This is a genomic window from Streptomyces longisporoflavus (genome assembly GCF_014649775.1).
Lineage (GTDB): Bacteria > Actinomycetota > Actinomycetes > Streptomycetales > Streptomycetaceae > Streptomyces > Streptomyces longisporoflavus.
This window is the reverse complement of record NZ_BMTR01000006.1, coordinates 415703-432450: the sequence shown is the minus strand read 5'-3', so window position 1 is coordinate 432450 and position 16748 is coordinate 415703. Positions and strand designations below refer to the sequence as shown.

General features: G+C 72.0%; 16 protein-coding genes. 2 read left to right on the top strand and 14 right to left on the bottom strand.

Annotated elements, in window-relative coordinates:
* Positions 1 to 3 precede the first annotated feature (3 nt).
* The 9 genes from IE226_RS15600 to IE226_RS15560 all read right to left on the bottom strand — a co-directional run bounded on the left by IE226_RS15600 (position 4) and on the right by IE226_RS15560 (position 9310).
* Positions 4 to 759, bottom strand: coding sequence for an ABC transporter ATP-binding protein (locus IE226_RS15600; RefSeq protein WP_190081789.1), 756 nt, complete (start codon positions 757 to 759; stop codon positions 4 to 6).
* Positions 752 to 1669, bottom strand: a complete 918-nt coding sequence (locus IE226_RS15595; protein WP_190081858.1) for an ABC transporter ATP-binding protein — start codon at positions 1667 to 1669, stop codon at positions 752 to 754. Before IE226_RS15595 ends, IE226_RS15600 begins: the two co-directional genes overlap by 8 nt.
* A gap of 56 nt (positions 1670 to 1725) precedes the next feature.
* A complete protein-coding gene (locus IE226_RS15590; RefSeq protein ID WP_190081788.1) occupies positions 1726 to 2601 on the bottom strand; it encodes an ABC transporter permease in 876 nt (291 codons plus the stop codon).
* The gene (locus IE226_RS15585) at positions 2594 to 3559 is read right to left on the bottom strand and encodes an ABC transporter permease (protein ID WP_190081859.1); all 966 of its coding nucleotides are present in this window, start codon (positions 3557 to 3559) and stop codon (positions 2594 to 2596) included. Before IE226_RS15585 ends, IE226_RS15590 begins: the two co-directional genes overlap by 8 nt.
* 32 nt (positions 3560 to 3591) lie before the next feature.
* Complete coding sequence (locus tag IE226_RS15580; protein WP_190081787.1) at positions 3592 to 5196, bottom strand: ABC transporter substrate-binding protein; 1605 nt, start codon at positions 5194 to 5196, stop codon at positions 3592 to 3594.
* 130 nt (positions 5197 to 5326) lie between these two features.
* Entirely contained in the window at positions 5327 to 6463 is a 1137-nt protein-coding gene (locus IE226_RS15575) for an acyl-CoA dehydrogenase family protein (protein ID WP_190081786.1), read from the bottom strand.
* Positions 6460 to 7641: an acyl-CoA dehydrogenase family protein gene (locus tag IE226_RS15570; RefSeq protein WP_190081785.1), complete on the bottom strand. Its 1182-nt coding sequence runs from the start codon at positions 7639 to 7641 to the stop codon at positions 6460 to 6462. Before IE226_RS15570 ends, IE226_RS15575 begins: the two co-directional genes overlap by 4 nt.
* A complete protein-coding gene (locus tag IE226_RS15565; protein WP_190081784.1) occupies positions 7638 to 8606 on the bottom strand; it encodes an NADPH:quinone oxidoreductase family protein in 969 nt (322 codons plus the stop codon). Before IE226_RS15565 ends, IE226_RS15570 begins: the two co-directional genes overlap by 4 nt.
* Before the next feature lie 80 nt (positions 8607 to 8686).
* Positions 8687 to 9310 carry a helix-turn-helix domain-containing protein gene (locus IE226_RS15560; protein WP_190081783.1) on the bottom strand — a complete coding sequence of 208 codons (624 nt, stop codon included), beginning with the start codon at positions 9308 to 9310 and terminating at the stop codon, positions 8687 to 8689.
* A 77-nt stretch (positions 9311 to 9387) separates the two neighbouring features.
* On the opposite strand from IE226_RS15560, the gene IE226_RS15555 reads away from it, so the two are divergent.
* Together IE226_RS15555 and IE226_RS15550 are read left to right on the top strand one after the other, a co-directional pair.
* A complete protein-coding gene (locus tag IE226_RS15555; RefSeq protein ID WP_190081782.1) occupies positions 9388 to 10338 on the top strand; it encodes an NAD(P)/FAD-dependent oxidoreductase in 951 nt (316 codons plus the stop codon).
* A gap of 51 nt (positions 10339 to 10389) precedes the next feature.
* The gene (locus tag IE226_RS15550) at positions 10390 to 11337 is read left to right on the top strand and encodes an SDR family oxidoreductase (protein ID WP_190081781.1); all 948 of its coding nucleotides are present in this window, start codon (positions 10390 to 10392) and stop codon (positions 11335 to 11337) included.
* Positions 11338 to 11459: 122 nt separating this feature from the next.
* On the opposite strand, the gene IE226_RS15545 is transcribed toward IE226_RS15550, so the two are convergent.
* The 5 genes from IE226_RS15545 to rhaS form a co-directional block, all read right to left on the bottom strand.
* Positions 11460 to 12296: an enoyl-CoA hydratase/isomerase family protein gene (locus tag IE226_RS15545; protein WP_190081780.1), complete on the bottom strand. Its 837-nt coding sequence runs from the start codon at positions 12294 to 12296 to the stop codon at positions 11460 to 11462.
* 73 nt (positions 12297 to 12369) lie between these two features.
* The gene (locus IE226_RS15540) at positions 12370 to 13122 is read right to left on the bottom strand and encodes a PIG-L deacetylase family protein (protein WP_190081779.1); all 753 of its coding nucleotides are present in this window, start codon (positions 13120 to 13122) and stop codon (positions 12370 to 12372) included.
* A gap of 63 nt (positions 13123 to 13185) precedes the next feature.
* A complete protein-coding gene (locus IE226_RS15535; protein WP_190081778.1) occupies positions 13186 to 14514 on the bottom strand; it encodes an alpha/beta fold hydrolase in 1329 nt (442 codons plus the stop codon).
* A 49-nt stretch (positions 14515 to 14563) separates the two neighbouring features.
* Positions 14564 to 15580 (bottom strand): LacI family DNA-binding transcriptional regulator, encoded by a 1017-nt coding sequence (locus tag IE226_RS15530; protein ID WP_190081777.1) that lies wholly within the window; start codon positions 15578 to 15580, stop codon positions 14564 to 14566.
* Positions 15581 to 15637: 57 nt separating this feature from the next.
* Complete coding sequence (gene rhaS / locus IE226_RS15525; RefSeq protein ID WP_190081776.1) at positions 15638 to 16741, bottom strand: rhamnose ABC transporter substrate-binding protein; 1104 nt, start codon at positions 16739 to 16741, stop codon at positions 15638 to 15640.
* Positions 16742 to 16748: the final 7 nt, after the last annotated feature.

Sequence of the window (16748 nt, the reverse complement as noted above, 5' to 3'; positions counted from 1 at the left end):
CCCTCAGGCCACTTCGGGTTGCGCCTCACGATCGGTGTCCGGCCCGTGTTCGGTGTCCGGCTCAAGTTCGGTGTCCGGCTCGCGCTCGGCCGTTCCCGTACCGCCTGTGACCAGCTCGCCCCAGTGGACGGTCCGCTCGCACCAGCGCTCCAGGAGTACCCGGTCGTGGCCGACCGCGAGCAGCCCGGCGCCGCTCTCCCGCCGGTACTCCTCCACGGCGTGCACGAGCGCCGCCGTCGTCGAGGCGTCCAGCATCGCCGTCATCTCGTCGCAGATCAGCCAGCGCGGGCGGAGCACCAGGGCACGGGCCAGGCAGGCGCGCTGGAGCTGACCGTCGCTGACCTCGTGCGGCCTGCGGCCCAGGAGGTCGGCGCCGAGACCGACCGTGGCCGCCAGCTCCGACACCCGCCCGGCGGCTTCGGCCCCGCGCCCGGTCGCCCGGAGCGGCTCGGCGATCAGGTTCGTGAGGGTGAGGCGCGGGTCGGCGGAGAGGCGGGGCTGCTGGAAGACGACGCCGAAGGCGGTGCGCTGGGCGCGGGGGGCTCGGTGCCGCCAGCCGCGCGCGGGCTCGCCGTCGATGAGGACGCGGCCCGCGTCGGGCTTGTGCAGCAGGGCGGCGACCCGGGCCAGGGTCGACTTGCCGCAGCCGCTGGGGCCCAGCAGGCCGACGGAGGCGCCGGGCGCGAGGGCGAGGTCGACGCCGCGCATGACGGGAGCGCGGCGGTCGTATCCGGCGGTGACGGAACGGAGTTCAAGCATGGGGTGCCTCCAGGACGGCCGCCGCCGGGCGGGGGTGGTGACAGGCGACGCCGTCCACGGTCTTCGGCACGGTTTCGCAGGCCTCGTCCGCCGCCGGGCAGCGCGCCGCGAACGCGCATCCCCGCGGCAGCGCGGACAGCTCGGGCGGCATGCCGGGGATGGGCGTGAACTCCCGCTCCGGAAGGGCGTTCAGGAGGCCGCGGGCGTAGGGGTGGCGGGGGCCCCGGGCGCCGAAGAAGTCATCGGCGTCGGCGAGTTCGACGATGCGGCCCGCGTACATCACGGCGACACGGTCCGCGATGCGCTGGGCGGCGGCCAGGTCGTGGGTGATCAGGAGCAGCGCGCGGTCGTCGCCGACATGCCGCCGCAGTTCGTCCACCGTGCGGTCGACGAGATCGCGGTCGAGGCCCGTCGTCGGCTCGTCGGCGAGCAGCAGCGGCGCGTCGCCGATGAGCGCGAGCGCGGTGGCGGCGCGCTGTGCGAGACCACCGGAGAGCTCGTGCGGGTAGCGGTCCAGGTGCCCGGCGGGGAACGCGGCACGCTCGGCGGCGGCCTCGGCGGCCTTGCGCGACTGCGGGCGGCGCACGCCCGCCAGCTCCCGCAGGGTCTCCTCCAACTGGGCGCGGACCGTGCGCACCGGTGTCAGATGCGCGGCCGGGCTCTGCGGTACGAGACCGACGCGCCGCCCCCGGACGGTGCGGGCCAGGGTGCGCTCGTCGGCGGTCATCAGGTCCACGTCGCCGATGAACGCCGAACCGGCGGTCTCCGCGTTCCGCGGAAGGAGTCCGAGCAGCGCCGACGCGAGGACGGACTTCCCGCAGCCGCTCTCGCCGACGAGGGCCAGGCACTCCCCTGCCGCCAGATCGAAGGAGGCGTCGGTGACGGCGGATACGAAGGTGTCGCCGCGCATGCGGAACCGTACGGAGAGATCACGTACGGAAAGCACCGGGGACGAGAGGGGCTCGGTCACAGCATCAGCTCCGATCGGCGCCGCGGGTTGATCCGTTCCCGCCAGGCGCCCGCGAGGCCCGCGATCGCCAGGGTGGGCACGATGATGAACAGGCCGGGGAAGAGCGTCGGCCACCAGTCCCCGGCCAGGAGCGAACCGCGCGCGCTCTGCACGAGGGTGCCCAGGCTGGCCTGGTGGGTGGGGAGGCCGAGGCCGAGGAAGGAAAGCGCGGATTCGTGCCAGATGGCGTGCGGCACCATCAGGACGGCGGCGAGTCCGGCCTGCGGCAGCACGCCGGGCAGCAGATGGCGCACGATGACCCGCGTCCGCGACGCGCCGCCGGAGATGGCCGCGTCGACGTACGGACGCGATCGCAGCGACAGGACCTCGGCGCGCACGATGCGGGCCGTGGACAGCCAGTGCGTGAGGGCGACGGAGATAACCACCGGCCATACGCCGGGGCGGAACATCGCCACGATGAAGATGCCGAGCAGCAGATGCGGGACGGACGAGAAGACGTCCACGAGCCGCATCACGACCCGGTCCACCCAGCCGCCCGTCGCGGCGGCGAGCGCCCCCACGGCCGTGCCGATGACGGTCGCCACGACCGCCGCCACCACGCCCACCAGCAGCGAGACCCGCAGCCCGTACACGCAGCGCAGGAGCAGATCGCGGCCCACGTCGTCGGTGCCGAAGGGGTGCTCCCGGGAGGGCGGTCGCAGTTTGGCCGCGAGGTTGACGGCCTGCTCGTCGAGGTTCACCAGCGGCGGCACGACGAGCACGGCCAGGACGACCGCGGCGACGATCACCGCCGACGAACCCACCCGCCACGCGCGCGTGGAGCGGTTCTCGGCGGCCCCGCCGAGGGAGGCGCGCCAGGTCGTGTCAGCCATCGAATCCCACCCTCGGGTCGGCAAGGCCGTACAGCAGGTCGGCAAGGAGGTTGCCCAGGAGCACCGCCGCCGTGGCGAGGACGGTGAGCGCGGCGAGCAGCGGGAAGTCCACGGCGGTCGCCGCCGACACGGTGGCCGCCGCGATGCCGGGCCAGCTGAAGACGGTCTCCACCAGGAGCGCCCCGGTGATCAGTTCGGGCACGCGCGAGCCGATCAGGGTGAGGACCGGCAGCATGCCCGAGCGCAGTGCGTGCCCGAGGAGCACGGTCCGTTCGGCGAGGCCACGCGCGCGTGCGCCCCGGACGGGGTCGTCACCGAGTGCGTCGCCGACCCCTTGGCGTACGTAGAGCACGAACCACGGGAGCTGCGAGATCGCGAGGACGGCGGCGGGCAGCACGAGGTGGCTCGCGATCTGCCCGGCGGTCACGGTCGAACTCGCGGTGTCCGTGAGCCCGCCCGAGGGCAGCACCCCCAGTTTCAGGGCGAACAGCCAGACGGCGAGCAGCCCGATCCAGAACGGCGGTGCGGCTTCGAGGGTGTACGCGAGCGAGGTCACGGCCCGGTCGAGCCAGCCGCCCGGGCGCCGCGCGGCGAGGACGCCGAGCGTGGTGCCGACGAGGATCGCCAGCAGGAACGCGGTGGCGGCGAGCAGCACGGACCAGCCGATGCGTTCGCCGATGACGTCGGCGACGGGCTGGCGCAGGGTGCTCGAATCGCCGAGGTCGCCGCGCACGGCCGAGGTGAGCCAGTCCCACCAGCGCTGCGCGAGCGGCTGGTCGACGCCGAGGTTGACGCGCAGCTGGTCGAGGTTCTCCTGCGACGCGGTGAGCCCGGCCGTGCCCGCGTACGCCTTGACGGGGTCGAAGGGGGACGCGGCGGCGATGGCGAAGACGCCGAAGGTGACGGCGAGCAGGACCGGGACGGCGAACAGGGCCCGCCGTCCCGTCATGCGCGCCATCGGCCCCCAGGGGAGCTTCTGGAACGCGGTCTTCACTGCTTCGGCTGCCAGTCCTCGACGTTCCACCACGGTCCTGACGCGAGACCGTGGTCGTGCGGCTCGATCTGGGTGGTCAGGTCACCGAAGCGCTTGTCGACGACGTAGAGGTGGTCGATGTGGGTGAGGAAGGTGTAGCCCGGGTTCTTCACCAGCTCGCGCTGGATGGTGTCGTACGCGGCCTGCCGCTTGGCGTGGTCGCCGCTCTCGCGGGCCTCGTCGAGCGCCTTGTCGACTTCGGGGTTGTCGTAGTGCGCCATGTTGTTGAAGCCGTCACCGGCGAGCGAGGACTTCAGGAGGGTGTACTGGTCGAAGTCCGGGTCGGCCGGTGAGCCGCCGCCCGCGAGGACCGCGTCCTTGGGCATGCGCGGCTGGATGACCTCCCAGGTGCCGGCCTGCACCTCGACCCTGATGCCGAGCTTCTTGGCGTCCGAGGCGTAGGCGAGCGCGTGGTCCTGGCGGAGCTTGTCTCCGGAGAGGTACCAGAGCGGGAACGTCGCCCGGACACCGTCCTTGGCGCGGATGCCGTCCTTGCCCGGCTTCCAGCCCGCCTTGTCGAGGATCTTCTCGGCGGCGGCGAGGTCGTGCTTGCGCTCGGTGCCCTTGGTGAACCAGGGGCTGTCGGTCGGGACGGGGCCGTAGGCCTCCTTGCCCGCGCCGTCCAGGATCGAGTCGACCATGGCCTTGCGGTCGACGCCGGTGTCGAGGGCGCGCCGGACGGCGGTGTCGCCCGCGACCTTGTTGCCGGTGGGCAGCGTCACCACGCGGTAGTCGAAGGTCTTGGCGGCGTACGTCTTCTTGTTGCCGTCGTTTCGGTACTTCTTCGCCAGGTTGGGCGGCAGGATCGCGCCGTCGAGCTCACCGGCGTCGAGCCGGGTGGCCCGGATGTCGTCGTCCTTGATGATCGCCATGGTGAAGTTCTTGACCTTCGGGGCGCCGCCCCAGTAGCCGGGGTTGGCCTTGAAGGTGAGCTTCTCGCCCTTGGACCACTTCACGAGCTTGTAGGGGCCGGTGCCGACCGGCTTGGTGGTGAACTCGCCGGTGTTCACGTCCTGCTTGCCGGCTATGTGCTCGGGTGCGATCGGCAGGACGGTGCGCTCGGCGAACGGCGCGTAGGGGTACTTGAGGTGGAAGACGACGGTGTCGTCGCCCTTCGCCTCGACGTTCTCGACGGCGTCGAGCTCGGTCTTGGCGGCGTTATTGGTCTTCTTGTCGAGGATCGTCTCGTAGGTGAAGACGACGTCCTTGGACGTGAAGGGCTTGCCGTCGCTGAACTTGACGCCCTTGCGCAGCCGATACGTGTAGGTCTTGCCGTCGTCGCCGACCTTGGGCAGCTCGACCGCGAGGGCGGGCTTCAGCTTCATGTCGGCGTCGTGCGTGAGCAGACCGTCGAAGATCTTGGAGTTGCCGTCCTTGCCGTAGCCGAGGAGCGGGCTCAGGGTGTCCGGTTCGTACGCGATGCCGACGACGGCCGTGTCCTTGGCGCCCTTCGCGCCGCCCGCGCCCTCGCCGCCTCCCGGCGCCGAACAGGCCGAAGCGGCGACCGCCAGAGAGGCGGCCGCCGCTACCGCGCCCGTGCCCCGTATCGATCGGGCCCTCATGCTCCACACCCCTACTGAAGATCAAACGTTATTGCGAACGGCTCGCAATTATGCCTGAGGTAAGAGGCGGGTAACACGGGCGGTCCATACCGAGTGGATCACGGGACGAGAGCCGCAGGCCGGGCCGGGGTCAGGGCGCCGGCAGATTGACGCGTGCGGCGAGCTCCTCCCGGTGCCGCCCCACCGTGCCGAGCGCGATCGAGTCGGCCTTGGCCCGCTTGAGGTACAGGTGGACGGGGTGCTCCCAGGTCATGCCGATGCCGCCGTGCAACTGGAGCGCCTCTTCCGCGACGTGCACCGTGGCGGGCGACGCGAAGGCCTGCGCGAGAGCCGCCGCGACATCGGCGTCCGCGCTGCCCGCGGCGAGCGTGTCGGCCGCGTTGCGGGCGGTGGCGCGCATGTTGACCACCTCCAGCCAGAGCTGGGCGAGCCGGTGCTTGAGCGCCTGGAAGGAGCCGACGGGCCGGTTGAACTGGTGCCGCTCCTTCGAGTGGCGCACCGTCTCGGTCAGACACCAGTCGGCGACGCCCAATTGCTCGGACGCCAGGAGCCCGGCTCCCGCCCGCAGCCCGCGTCGTACGGCGGGCCCGGATTCCGGGCCGACGGCACGCGCGCGTGCCCCCTCGAAGGTGACCGTGGCCAGCGGCCGCGTGAGGTCGAGCGAGATCTGCGGGACGACGCTCACGCCGTCGAGCGCCGCGTCCACCGCGAAGAGACCCGCACTCGTGGGCACCAGGAACACATCGGCGGCGAGCGCGTCGGCGACCCCGGTGACACTGCCGTACAGGGCCTCGCCCGCCGCGCGCACGCCGGGCAGGGCGTCGCCGGGAGCGGCGGCGAGCGGCACCGTGAGGACGCCGATCCTGCGTCCCGACGCGAGCGTGCCCAGGAGCTCCCTCGCCGCGTCGCCGTCGCAGGCCAGCAGCGCCTCGGTCGCGATGACGGCACTGGTCAGATAGGGCACGGGCGCGACCGCGCGGCCCAGCTCCTCCAGGACGACGGCGGCTTCGCGGTGCGTGGCCCCCTGGCCGCCGAGCTCCTCGGGCACGAGCAGACCGGCGAGGCCCATGCCGTCCGCGAGCGCCTTCCACAGCTCGCGGTCGTGCGGCTCGGCGGACTCGGTCCTGGCGAGTACGGCGGTGGCGTCGCAGTGGTCGGCGAGGAGGCCGCGCACCACCGAGCGCAGCGTCTCCTCCTCTTCGGAGTACAGCAGGTCGCGCTGGTCGCGCTGCGGACTCTGCGGTGTCTGGGGTGTCTGCGTGCTCATCGGGCGAGGTCCTTCCACGCGACGTCCTTGTCGGTGCGCGGCTCGGAGGGCAGCCCGAGGACACGCTCGGCGACGATGTTGAGCAGCACTTCGCTGGTGCCGCCCTCGATGCTGTTGCCCTTGGCGCGCAGATAGCGGTAGCCCGCGTCACGGCCGGCGAAGTCGACTGTCGCGGGCCGCCGCATCGTCCAGTCCTCGTACAAGAGCCCTTCCTGGCCGAGGAGTTCCAGCTCAAGGCCGCTGATCTCCTGGTTCAGGCGGGCGAATCCGAGCTTCATGCCGGAGCCCTCGGGCCCCGGGTGCCCCGCCACGAGCTGCTGGCGCAGCCGCTCGCCGGTGAGCCTGGCGACCTCGGCCTCCACCCACAGCTTCAGGAGGCGCTGGTGCAGGTCGTGCGTGCGCAGTTCGGGCCGCTCGCGCCAGGCCCCGACCACCGGGCCGATCAAGCCGCCCTCGCGCGGGATGCGGGCGCCGCCGATGGACACCCGCTCGTTCATCAGGGTGGTCTGCGCGACCTTCCAGCCGTCGCCGATCTCGCCGAGGCGGTGCGCGTCGGGGATACGCACGTCGGTGAGGAAGACCTCGTTGAACTCGGCCTCGCCGGTGATCTGCCGCAGCGGGCGCACCTCGACACCGGGGTCGGTCATGTCGCAGACGAAGTACGTGATGCCGCGGTGTTTGGGCACATCCGGGTCGGTGCGGGCGATGAGGATGGCCCACCGGGCGGCATGCGCCCCGGACGTCCACACCTTCTGTCCGTTGACCACCCAGGTGTCGCCGTCACGGACGGCGCGCGTGCCCAGGGCGGCGAGGTCGGACCCGGCGCCCGGCTCGCTGAAGAGCTGGCACCACACCTCGTCGCCGAGCCACAGCGGCCGCAGGAAGCCACGCTTCTGCTCCTCGGTGCCGAAGCGCAGGATGGTCGGGGCGGCCATGCCGAGGCCGATCCCGATGCGGCGCGGCTCGTTGTCGGGTGCGCCCGCGGCCTCCAACTCGGCGTCCACGACGGCCTGCAGGGACCGCGGCGCGCCGAGGCCGCCGAGCCCTTCCGGATAGTGCACCCAGGCGAGCCCGGCGTCGAAGCGCGCCTTGAGGAATGCCGCGCGTTCCGTCGTGGCGGGCGGGTGCGCGGCGAGGAACTCCTGTGTCCGGCTGCGCAGTTCGGCGGCGTCCGTCATGCGTCGCCACCCCCGGGAACCACGGCGACACGTCCGGTGGTGACACCATCGGCGACCCGCTGGACGGCGGCGGCGGCCTCGCTCAGCGGCACGCGCTCGCTGACGAGCGGCTTGATCGCGCCCTTGGCCGCGAGCTGGGTGAGCTCCTCGTGGCAGCGGAGGATCGCCTGCGGGTCCTTGGCGTTGTACAGGCCCCAGTGCAGACCGACGACCGAGTAGTTCTTCACCAGGGCGTGGTTGAGGGCGGGCGTCGGGATGACGCCGCTCGCGAAGCCGACGACGATGATCCGTCCCTCGAAGGCGACGCACTTGGTCGACTGGGTGTAGGCGTCGCCGCCGACGGGGTCGTAGACGACGTCGGCGCCACGGCCGCCGGTGGCCTCCTTGACGGCGCCGATCACGTTCTCCGTACGCCGGTCGATGACCACGTCGCAGCCGAGCTCGCGCGCGACCTCGGCTTTCGCGGCACCGCCGACGACACCGATGACCCTGGCGCCCGCCGCCTTGCCGAGCTGGATCGCCGCGCTGCCGACGCCGCCGGCCGCCGCGTGCACCAGGAGGGTCTCGCCCGCCTGGAGGCGGGCCCGGCGGTGCAGGCCGAACCAGCCGGTCTGGTAGCCGATGTGCAGGGCCGCGGCCTCGGCGTCGTCCAGGGCGTCGGGCGCGGGCAGCACGGCTGCCGCGTCGGCGATCGCGTACTCGGCGAAGCCGCCGTACGGGAGGGCGGGGTTGGCGATCACGCGCCGTCCGTCCTCGGTCTCGCCGCAGATCTCCACGCCGGGCGTGAACGGCAGGGGCGGCGTGACCTGGTACTGCCCGCGGCAGAGCAGCGCGTCGGGGAAGTTGATGTTGGCGGCGCGGACCTTGAGCAGCAGTTGCCCGTCGCCCGGCACCGGCCGGTCCACGTCTTCGAGGCGCATCACCGCGCTCGGCTCGCCGTTCTGGTGCACTTGCCATGCCTGCATGCGGGGCCTCCACGGGGCTCTTCGTAGACCGGGCTCCGTCGCATACTAAGCGGTCGCTTGCAGGCAGGGAACCGTCTTCGTCAGTCCTCTTCGGGCTTCTGCCGCCCGGACCGCCGGGTGGGCCGCGCCCGTACGTGCATCCGCTCGCCCTGCGGCCCGAACAGGCTGAGGAACTCCGCCGGCCCCTCCCCCGTGGACCCGAACCAGTGCGGGACGCGCGTGTCGAACTCCGCGGCCTCACCCGCCGTGAGGACCACGTCATGGTCGGCGAGCACGAGCCGCAGCCGCCCCGAAAGGACGTACAGCCACTCGTATCCCTCGTGGGTCTGCAGGTCCGGTTCGAGGGAGCGGGCGGGCTCGAACAGCTTGTACGCCTGGAGGCCGCCGGGCTGCCGGGTCAGCGGGATCATCGTGCGGCCGTGCCGGACGATCGGCTTGGCCCGCACCCGCGGGTCGCCGACGGGCGGGGCGCCGACCAGCTCGTCCAGGGCGACCTGATGGGCGCGGGCGATGGGCAGCAGCAGTTCGAGGCTGGGCTTGCGGTGGCCCGACTCCAGGCGGGAGAGGGTGCTCACCGAGATGCCGGTGGCGGCGGCAAGGCCCGCGAGGGTCGCGCCGCGTTCTTTGCGCAGCTTGCGCAGCCGGGGCCCGACTTCGGCGAGCACGCCGTCGAGATTCACGTTGTCGTCATCGTTGTCAGCCATGCCTTTATTGCAGTATCGGCAAACTTGATTGTCAATCCCTCACACTCGATGCGACGGTCTGCGTGGAGGTGGTCACGATGAACAGCAACAACAGCAGCGCGTACGACGTGGTCGTTGTCGGCGGTGGTGCGGCGGGGCTCAGCGCGGGGCTCGTCCTGGGCCGGTCGCGCCGCCGCGTCCTGATCGTGGACGCGGGCGAGCCGCGCAACGCGCCCGCCGCGCACATGCAGGGCTATCTGTCCCGGGACGGGATGCCGCCCGCCGAGTTCCTGGCCGAGGGGCGGCGGGAGGTGCGGGAGTACGGGGTCGAGATCGCCGACGACCGCGTGACGGCCGTACGGCCGGACGGTGCCGGGGAGTTCGAGGTCGGCCTCGGCAACGGCCGCGGCGTGCACGCGCGCCGCGTCGTCGTGGCCACGGGCCTGGTCGACGACCTTCCCGACGTGCCGGGCCTCGCCGAGCGCTGGGGCCGCGACGTACTGCACTGCCCGTACTGCCACGGCTACGAGGTGCGGGACCAGGCCTTCGGCGTGCTCGCGTCGCCGGTCTCCGGCATCCATCAGGCACTGCTGATCACGCAGTGGTCCAAGGACGTGACACTGTTCCTGCACACCGGGCCGGAGTTGTCCGCCGACGACCGGGAGAAGCTGGACGTCGCCGGGGTCACGGTGGTGGAAGGCGCGGTGAGCGGGCTGGTCGTGGAGGACGACCGGCTTGCTGGAGTGCGGCTCGCGGACGGCCGGGTGGTCCCGCGCTCGGTCCTGTTCGTGGGGGCCGGGACGCGTCCCCGCGACGAACTCCTTGAACAGCTCGGCGCGGACACCCGGGACACGCCCTTCGGGCCCTACCCGGCCGTGGACGCGGACGGGCGCACGAGCGTTCCCGGCGTGTGGGCCGTGGGCAACGCGACGGGCCCCAAGGTGCAGGTGATCAATGCCGCCGCCGCGGGGTACCAGGCCGGACTCACGATCAACAACGAGCTCGTCCTCGCGGACATCGACGCGGGCGTGAAGTCGCGCAGGGCTTGAAGTCCCGTACGAGCATGGAGCTTTGAGGCGTTCCGCGATATCGATGCGGCCATGACGGATGACGTGACGGACGATGCGCACGAAAGGGTTCTGCCGGGGCTTCCGGCTCCCGCCCCGCTCGGCACGAGCGCCTTGCCGGAGGGCACGTACGACGGAGCGGTCGTGCTCGTGACCGGCGGCGGGACCGGCCTCGGCAAGGCGATCGCCGCGGAGTTCGCGCGGCTCGGCGCTGATCTGGTGATCGCCGGCCGCAAGGAGGACCGGCTGAGGGCGGCGCGGGACGAACTCGCGGGCCTCGGCGGGCGGGTGACGGCCGTACCGTGCGACATCCGGGACCCGGAGCGCGTCGCCGAGGTGTTCGACGCGGCCCGGCAGGCGTACGGTCTGCCGGGCGTCCTGGTCAACAACGCGGCGGCCAACTTCCCCGTGCCCGCGGAGGACATGTCACCGAACGCGTGGCGCTCGGTCGTGGACATCACGCTGACCGGGACGTTCCTGATGACACGCGAGTTCGCCCGCCGCCATCTCGCGGCGGGCTCCCCCGGCTCCGTCATCAACATCGGTGCGTCGTACGCGTGGACGGGCGGCCCCGGCTTCGCGCACAGCGCCGCTGCCAAGGCGGGCGTACAGAGCCTCGTCGAGAGCCTGGCGGTGGAGTGGGCCCCGTACGGAATCCAGGTCAACGGCCTGGTGCCGGGCCTGATGCCGCACGAGGACATGACCGCCGACATCCGCGGCAACCTCGACCGGGCGGCGCCCGCCAGGGAACACGAACCGGACGGCCCCCACCGGGAGCTCGACGCCCGCCAACCCGCTCTGCGCGTCGGCGCCCCACGCGAACTGGGCTGGGCCGCGACGTTCCTCGCCTCGCCCTACGCCCGCTTCATCACCGGCCACACCCTGGTCGTCGACGGCGCGAACTGGCAGCGACGGGGCTTGGTGAGCCCGGAAGTGGTGACGGTGCGGGAGCAGCTGGGGCGGGGGCCTTTCGGGGAGTAGCAAGGCACCCTGCCGTCCGCGTCCAGGGGCCCGCCCTGCCCTGCTTTCCCGTGACGGCGACACGGGCTGTGGCGGACCCCTCCGGCCGAGGGACGTGACCTGCTCCGACGCAGCGCCGGAGACTACTTGCCCTCGAACTTCGCCGTCCGCCGCTCCCCCTTCGCCGCGTACCCGGCGCGGGAGTCCTCCGACGTCAGCGTGATGGCCGCGTTCATCGCGACCTGGTCGAGGGCGGCTGCCATCCCCGCGTCCGCGTATGTGTCGATGCCCCGCTTGATGCCCTGCACGGCCAGCGGGCCGTTCGCCGCGATCTCCGCGGCGACGTCGCGCGCCGTCTTGGCCAGTTCGTCGACCGGTGTGACGATCTGGACGAGGCGCAGCCGCTCGGCCGTGGCGGCGTCGATCCGGCGGCCGGTGAGCGAGAGCAGCTTCGCCCAGCCCGCGCCCGCCTCACGCGCGATGCGCAGATCGCCGCCCGCGTCCACCGCGACACCGATCTGCGCCTCGGGCAGCGCGAACACCGCGTCGTCCGACGCGATCCGCACGTCCGCCATCAGCGCCAGCTCGAAGCCGAAGCCGAGGCAGTACCCCTGCACGGCGGCGACGATCGGCTGCGGAAGGCCCGCGAAGACGCGGAAACGTTCGTGGACCCAGCGCAGGGCCTCGTAGTAGTTGCGGGCGCGTTCGGATCCCGACCGGCCGCCGATCGCGTCGCCGACGTGCGCGGTGATGTCGATCCCGGCGCAGAAGGCCCGCCCCTCGGCCCGCAGCAGCACCGCCCTGATCGAGTCGTCGAAGCGGACCCGGTCGGCGAAGATGCCGAGCTGGCGCGTGGCCTCCCAGCTCCACGCGTTGAGCTTGCGCGGATGGCACAGGGTGAGGATGCCCAGACCGTCCTCGATGTCCAGGCGCAGCCGCTCCTCGCCCTCCGGGATGTCCGTGCCGATGGTGTCGATCATGCGGCATCAGCTCCAGCCTGCTTTCTGACGGTACGTCAGGAATCTGACGCACCGTCAGCGTACTGGCGGCGGCTCAGCGACTGAAGACCTCGAAGGCCACCGCGGGCTTCCCGCCGAAGCGCGGTGCCACCTGCTGTGCGTTGCCGGTGAGGAACTCGCGGCAGTACTTCTCGGGGTCCTCTCGCGTCAACCCCTCGATGTAGGTGCGGTGTTCCAGGAGCGAGCGCACCGAGCGCTCCAGGCCCGCCGTCGCGTCCGCCGCGTGCGTGGGCGAGGAGGAACCGGCCACGGCCACCCAGCGCACGCCGTTCCAGGGTTCGAGCGCGTCCTCCTCGATCAGCTCGGGGAAGATCCAGCGGTTGCCCGCGTCCGCCACGGCGTCCAGGGTGGCGCGCCCGACGGCGACGTGGTCCGGGGTGTTCCAGGCGACGCCGCCCCAGGTGTCGCGGTAGTTGAGCGTGATCACGAGCTCGGGCCGGTGCCTGCGGATCGCGGCGGCGATGTCGCGGCGCAGCGGTGTCCCGTACTCGATCACGCCGTCCTTGTGGTCGAGGAACTCCACGGCCGACACGCCGACGACCGCCGCGCCGGCCCGCTGCTCGCGCTCGCGCAGCGGCCCGCACGTGGCCGGATCGAGAGTGTCGATGCCCGCCTCCCCTCGGCTGGCAAGGAGGTAGGAGACCTCGCGTCCGCCGTCCGTCCAGCCGGCGATCGCCGCCGAGCAGCCGTACTCCAGGTCGTCGGGGTGGGCCACGACGGCAAGGGCGCGCTGCCAGTCCTCGGGCATGGGGGTGAGCTGGTCGTTCGCATGCAACGGCTCTGTCATGCCCGCAGCCTAGCGGCGCGGGGCCCGGCCGCGGAGGGCCCGGACCTCACCCCTGCCGACGTCTCAGGCCTCGCCCCGCGTGAGCGCGAGAAGCCGGTCGAGGACGCGCGGCGCGCCCATCCGCAGGCCGTCGTGCTCGTACTCGTCGGTTACCCAGGTCCGCAGGCCGCGGATGGCGCGAGCGGTGCGCAGGGAGTGGTCGGTGTCCACGTACATGTCGTCGTGGTAGATCGCGGCGGCGGCCGGCACCTCGTTCGCGGCGAGGCGTGCCGTGTCGTACAAGGGCGCCCAGTCGGTGCGTGCGGCGAGGAGGTCGGCGGTCTCGCGCAAGGGCCGCAGGGCGGGGTCGCAGTCGAACTGCCAGCGCTGGACGGCCTCCCCGGTGAAGAGCAGCGGGGCGTCCCCGGCGAGCGCCTTGCCGGGGTCGAACTGCGGGAACTCGCCGCGCACGCGCTCCGCCGACCAGTCGGTGGGGCGCTCGCCCTGGCCGTAGATCGACTCGTGCATGAGCGCGAAGAGGGGGCGGTCCCTGAGCGACAGTTCGGCCTGCACGTGTTCCTGGAACGCGTCGGACAGCTCGAACCCGGCCGGGGTCCGCACGAAGGCGTCCTCCAGGAGGTAGTGCAGGCGGTGGCTGCCGTCCTTCGTGCCGAGGAGCATGCCGAGGGACTGGAACGCCTCGACGGTGAGGCGGTAGCCGCCGTTCAGGACCGGCTCGTGCTCGGCGAGGTGGGCGGCGATGCGGCGGGCGCGCTCGACGTCCTGCGGGTAGCGGGCGTAGTGGGCGGCGCTCTTGCGCTGCATGCGCGGGTAGGCGGCGCGGTAGACGTCGTCGGCGTGGCCGTCGAGCGTGGGCAGGCCGCCGGTGATGACGGCGGTGTGCAGGCCCTCGGGGGCCGCCGACAGGTAGTGGGTGGCGCAGAAGCCGCCGAAGCTCTGGCCCAGTACGGTCCAGGGGGCGCCGCCGGTCAGCTCGCGCCGGATCAGCTCGCAGTCGCGGACGATGGAGTCGGCGCGGAAGTGCGTGAGGTAGTCGGCCTGCTCCCGGGGGCCGCCGCGCAGGGGCAGTGTCTGGCGCGTGGCCGGAGTGGAGCTGCCCGTTCCGCGCTGGTCGAGGAGCAGCACCCGGTAGTCCTGAAGGGCCCTGCCCAGCCACGCCTCCTTGCCCACGAAGCGGTTGGCCCCGCATCCCGGGCCGCCCTGCAGATACACCAACCACGGCAGGCCCGCGCCGTCCGCGTGCGCGCTCGCCACGGCCTCCCGGGCGAACACCTCGATCCGCTCCCCCGCCGGGTCGTCGTGGACGAGGGGCACGGAGAAGCGGTGGTCGGTGAGGACCACACCGGGCTGGCGGTAGGAGGCGGTGGCGGTCAAGAGGGCTCCTGGGTGCATACGGAACGGGACGCTTCGCCCCAGTTCAGCACACCTGCCCCGGGGGCCGTCAGCGGGGCACCAGGCTGGAGCGCCGCACCACGAGTTCCGGCTGGAGCACCACGCGCCGATGGCCGTGCTCTTCCGGGTCGGCGTCCGACTCGGTCTCCTCCAGGAGCAGTTCCGCGGCCATGGCGCCCATCTTGATGGCGGGCTGGCGCACCGAGGTGAGCGGGACGACGGCCGCGGCGGCGAACTCGATGTCGTCGTAGCCGACGATGGCGATGTCCTCGGGCACGCTGACCCCGGCCGCGTACATCGCCTGGAGCACCCCGAGTGCGAGCAGGTCGTTGGCGCAGAAGACGGCCGTGGGCCGCTCGGCGAGACCGAGGACGCGGGCGCCCGCGTCGCGGCCCGCGGCCACGTCGAGGCGTTCGGTGGGCAGCTCCCGCAGCGCCGACGCCGGCAGCCCGGCCTCGGCGAGGGCTTGCAGCGCTCCCTGCCTGCGGTCCTTGACCTGGTTGAGTCCGGGCGGGCCGCTCACGTACGCGATGCTGCGGTGCCCCGTGTCGACGAGATGGCGCACCGCGAGCGCACCGCCCAGGACGTCGTCCACGGAGACGGAGCACTCGGTGGCGCCCTCGGCGACCCGGTCGACCAGGACGAAGGGGATGGCGTGCCTGCGGAAGGCCTCGATGTTGCGTCCCGTCGCGTCGGCCGGGGTCAGCAGCACGCCTCGTACCCGCTGCTCGGCGAAGAGCGCCAGATACTCGGCCTCCTCGGAGGCACTTTGTCCGCTGTTGCACATCATGACGCGCAGCCCCGCGTCGCGCGCGGCCCGCTCGGCACCGCGCGCGACGTCCACGAAGAAGGGGTTGCCCATGTCGAGCACGAGCAGCGCCATGATGCGGCTCTGGCCCGCGCGCAGCTGGCGTGCGGACTCGCTGCGGACGTAGCCGAGCCGCTCGATCACGGACCGCACCCGGTGGCGGGTCTCCTCGGAGACCACGTCCGGGCGGTTGATCACATTCGACACCGTGCCCACCGACACGCCGGCGTGCTTGGCCACGTCTTTGATGCCGACCATGCGTCCCCTTGTTCCTCTGCTCGTGCGGTGCCTCGTGCACCGCCGCACGCGATCCCCTCAGAATTTGTACTGGTCGATGTTCTTCTTGTCGAAAACGGTCGGTTCGCCGAGATCGACGACTCCCTTGGCGCCGATGGTGAAGCTGCCGAGGTCGCCCGCCTCGAACTTCTCGCCCTCCTTGCCGGTGATCTGCCCGGACTTCAGGGCCACGGCGGTGTGCGCGGCGAGCGCGCCGAGCTTGGCCGGGTCCCACAGCTCGAAGCCCTCGACGGTGCCGTTCTTCACGTACTGGCGCATGTCGTTGGGCGTGCCGAGGCCGGTGAGCTTCACCTTGCCCTTGTACTTCGATCCCGAAAGGTACTGGGCGGCGGCCTTGATGCCGACGGTCGTCGGGGAGATGATCCCGGCCAGTTTCGGGTGCTCCTGGAGCAGGCCCTGGGTCTGCTGGAAGGACTGCTGGGCGTCGTCGTTGCCGTAGGCGGTCTTGACCAGCTTCATGTTCTTGTACTTGGGCTTCTTCAGCTCCTTCTTCATGTAGCCGATCCAGGTGTTCTGGTTCGTCGCGGTCTGGGCGGCGGAGAGGATCGCGATCTCGCCCGTGTAGTCGAGCTGTTTGCCCAGCAGTTCCACCTGGGTGCGGCCGAGCGCCTCGGCGCTGGACTGCGAGACGAAGACGTCACGGCATCCGGGGTTGGTGTCCGAGTCGTAGGTGACGACCTTGATGTCGTTCTTCATGGCCTGCTTGAGGGCGGTGCACAGGGCGCCGGGGTCCTGCGCGGAGACCGCCATGGCGTCGACCTGCTGCTGGGTGAGGGTGTTGACGTAGGAGACCTGCCCGCTGGTGTCGGTGGCGCTGTTGGGGCCTGTCTCCTTGTACGAGGAGCCGAGTTCCTCGAGCGCCTTCTCGCCGCCCTTGTCGGCGACGGTGAAGTAGGGGTTGTTGACCTGCTTGGGCAGGAAGGCGACGGTCAAGCCCTTCTTGGTCTTCGCGTTCGGGTCGGCCTTGGCGTTCGAGGCCTTGCCCGCGTCGTCGTTCTTCGAGGACTCCTTGGTGGTGCCTCCGCAGGCGGTGGCGGTGAGCGCGAGGGAGGTGACGGCGGCCAGGGTCACACAGGCGCGGGCGAGGGCGGCACGGCGGACGGATCGGCGGGGAGAGAGCATCGTTGGT

Coding starts and splice junctions, on each gene's coding strand:
- IE226_RS15600 (WP_190081789.1), bottom strand. CDS start 759: ATGCTTGAACTCCGTTCCGTCACCGCCGGATACGACCGCCGCGCTCCC.
- IE226_RS15595 (WP_190081858.1), bottom strand. CDS start 1,669: ATGCGCGGCGACACCTTCGTATCCGCCGTCACCGACGCCTCCTTCGAT.
- IE226_RS15590 (WP_190081788.1), bottom strand. CDS start 2,601: ATGGCTGACACGACCTGGCGCGCCTCCCTCGGCGGGGCCGCCGAGAAC.
- IE226_RS15585 (WP_190081859.1), bottom strand. CDS start 3,559: ATGGCGCGCATGACGGGACGGCGGGCCCTGTTCGCCGTCCCGGTCCTG.
- IE226_RS15580 (WP_190081787.1), bottom strand. CDS start 5,196: ATGAGGGCCCGATCGATACGGGGCACGGGCGCGGTAGCGGCGGCCGCC.
- IE226_RS15575 (WP_190081786.1), bottom strand. CDS start 6,463: ATGAGCACGCAGACACCCCAGACACCGCAGAGTCCGCAGCGCGACCAG.
- IE226_RS15570 (WP_190081785.1), bottom strand. CDS start 7,641: ATGACGGACGCCGCCGAACTGCGCAGCCGGACACAGGAGTTCCTCGCC.
- IE226_RS15565 (WP_190081784.1), bottom strand. CDS start 8,606: ATGCAGGCATGGCAAGTGCACCAGAACGGCGAGCCGAGCGCGGTGATG.
- IE226_RS15560 (WP_190081783.1), bottom strand. CDS start 9,310: ATGGCTGACAACGATGACGACAACGTGAATCTCGACGGCGTGCTCGCC.
- IE226_RS15555 (WP_190081782.1), top strand. CDS start 9,388: ATGAACAGCAACAACAGCAGCGCGTACGACGTGGTCGTTGTCGGCGGT.
- IE226_RS15550 (WP_190081781.1), top strand. CDS start 10,390: ATGACGGATGACGTGACGGACGATGCGCACGAAAGGGTTCTGCCGGGG.
- IE226_RS15545 (WP_190081780.1), bottom strand. CDS start 12,296: ATGATCGACACCATCGGCACGGACATCCCGGAGGGCGAGGAGCGGCTG.
- IE226_RS15540 (WP_190081779.1), bottom strand. CDS start 13,122: ATGACAGAGCCGTTGCATGCGAACGACCAGCTCACCCCCATGCCCGAG.
- IE226_RS15535 (WP_190081778.1), bottom strand. CDS start 14,514: ATGCACCCAGGAGCCCTCTTGACCGCCACCGCCTCCTACCGCCAGCCC.
- IE226_RS15530 (WP_190081777.1), bottom strand. CDS start 15,580: ATGGTCGGCATCAAAGACGTGGCCAAGCACGCCGGCGTGTCGGTGGGC.
- rhaS (WP_190081776.1), bottom strand. CDS start 16,741: ATGCTCTCTCCCCGCCGATCCGTCCGCCGTGCCGCCCTCGCCCGCGCC.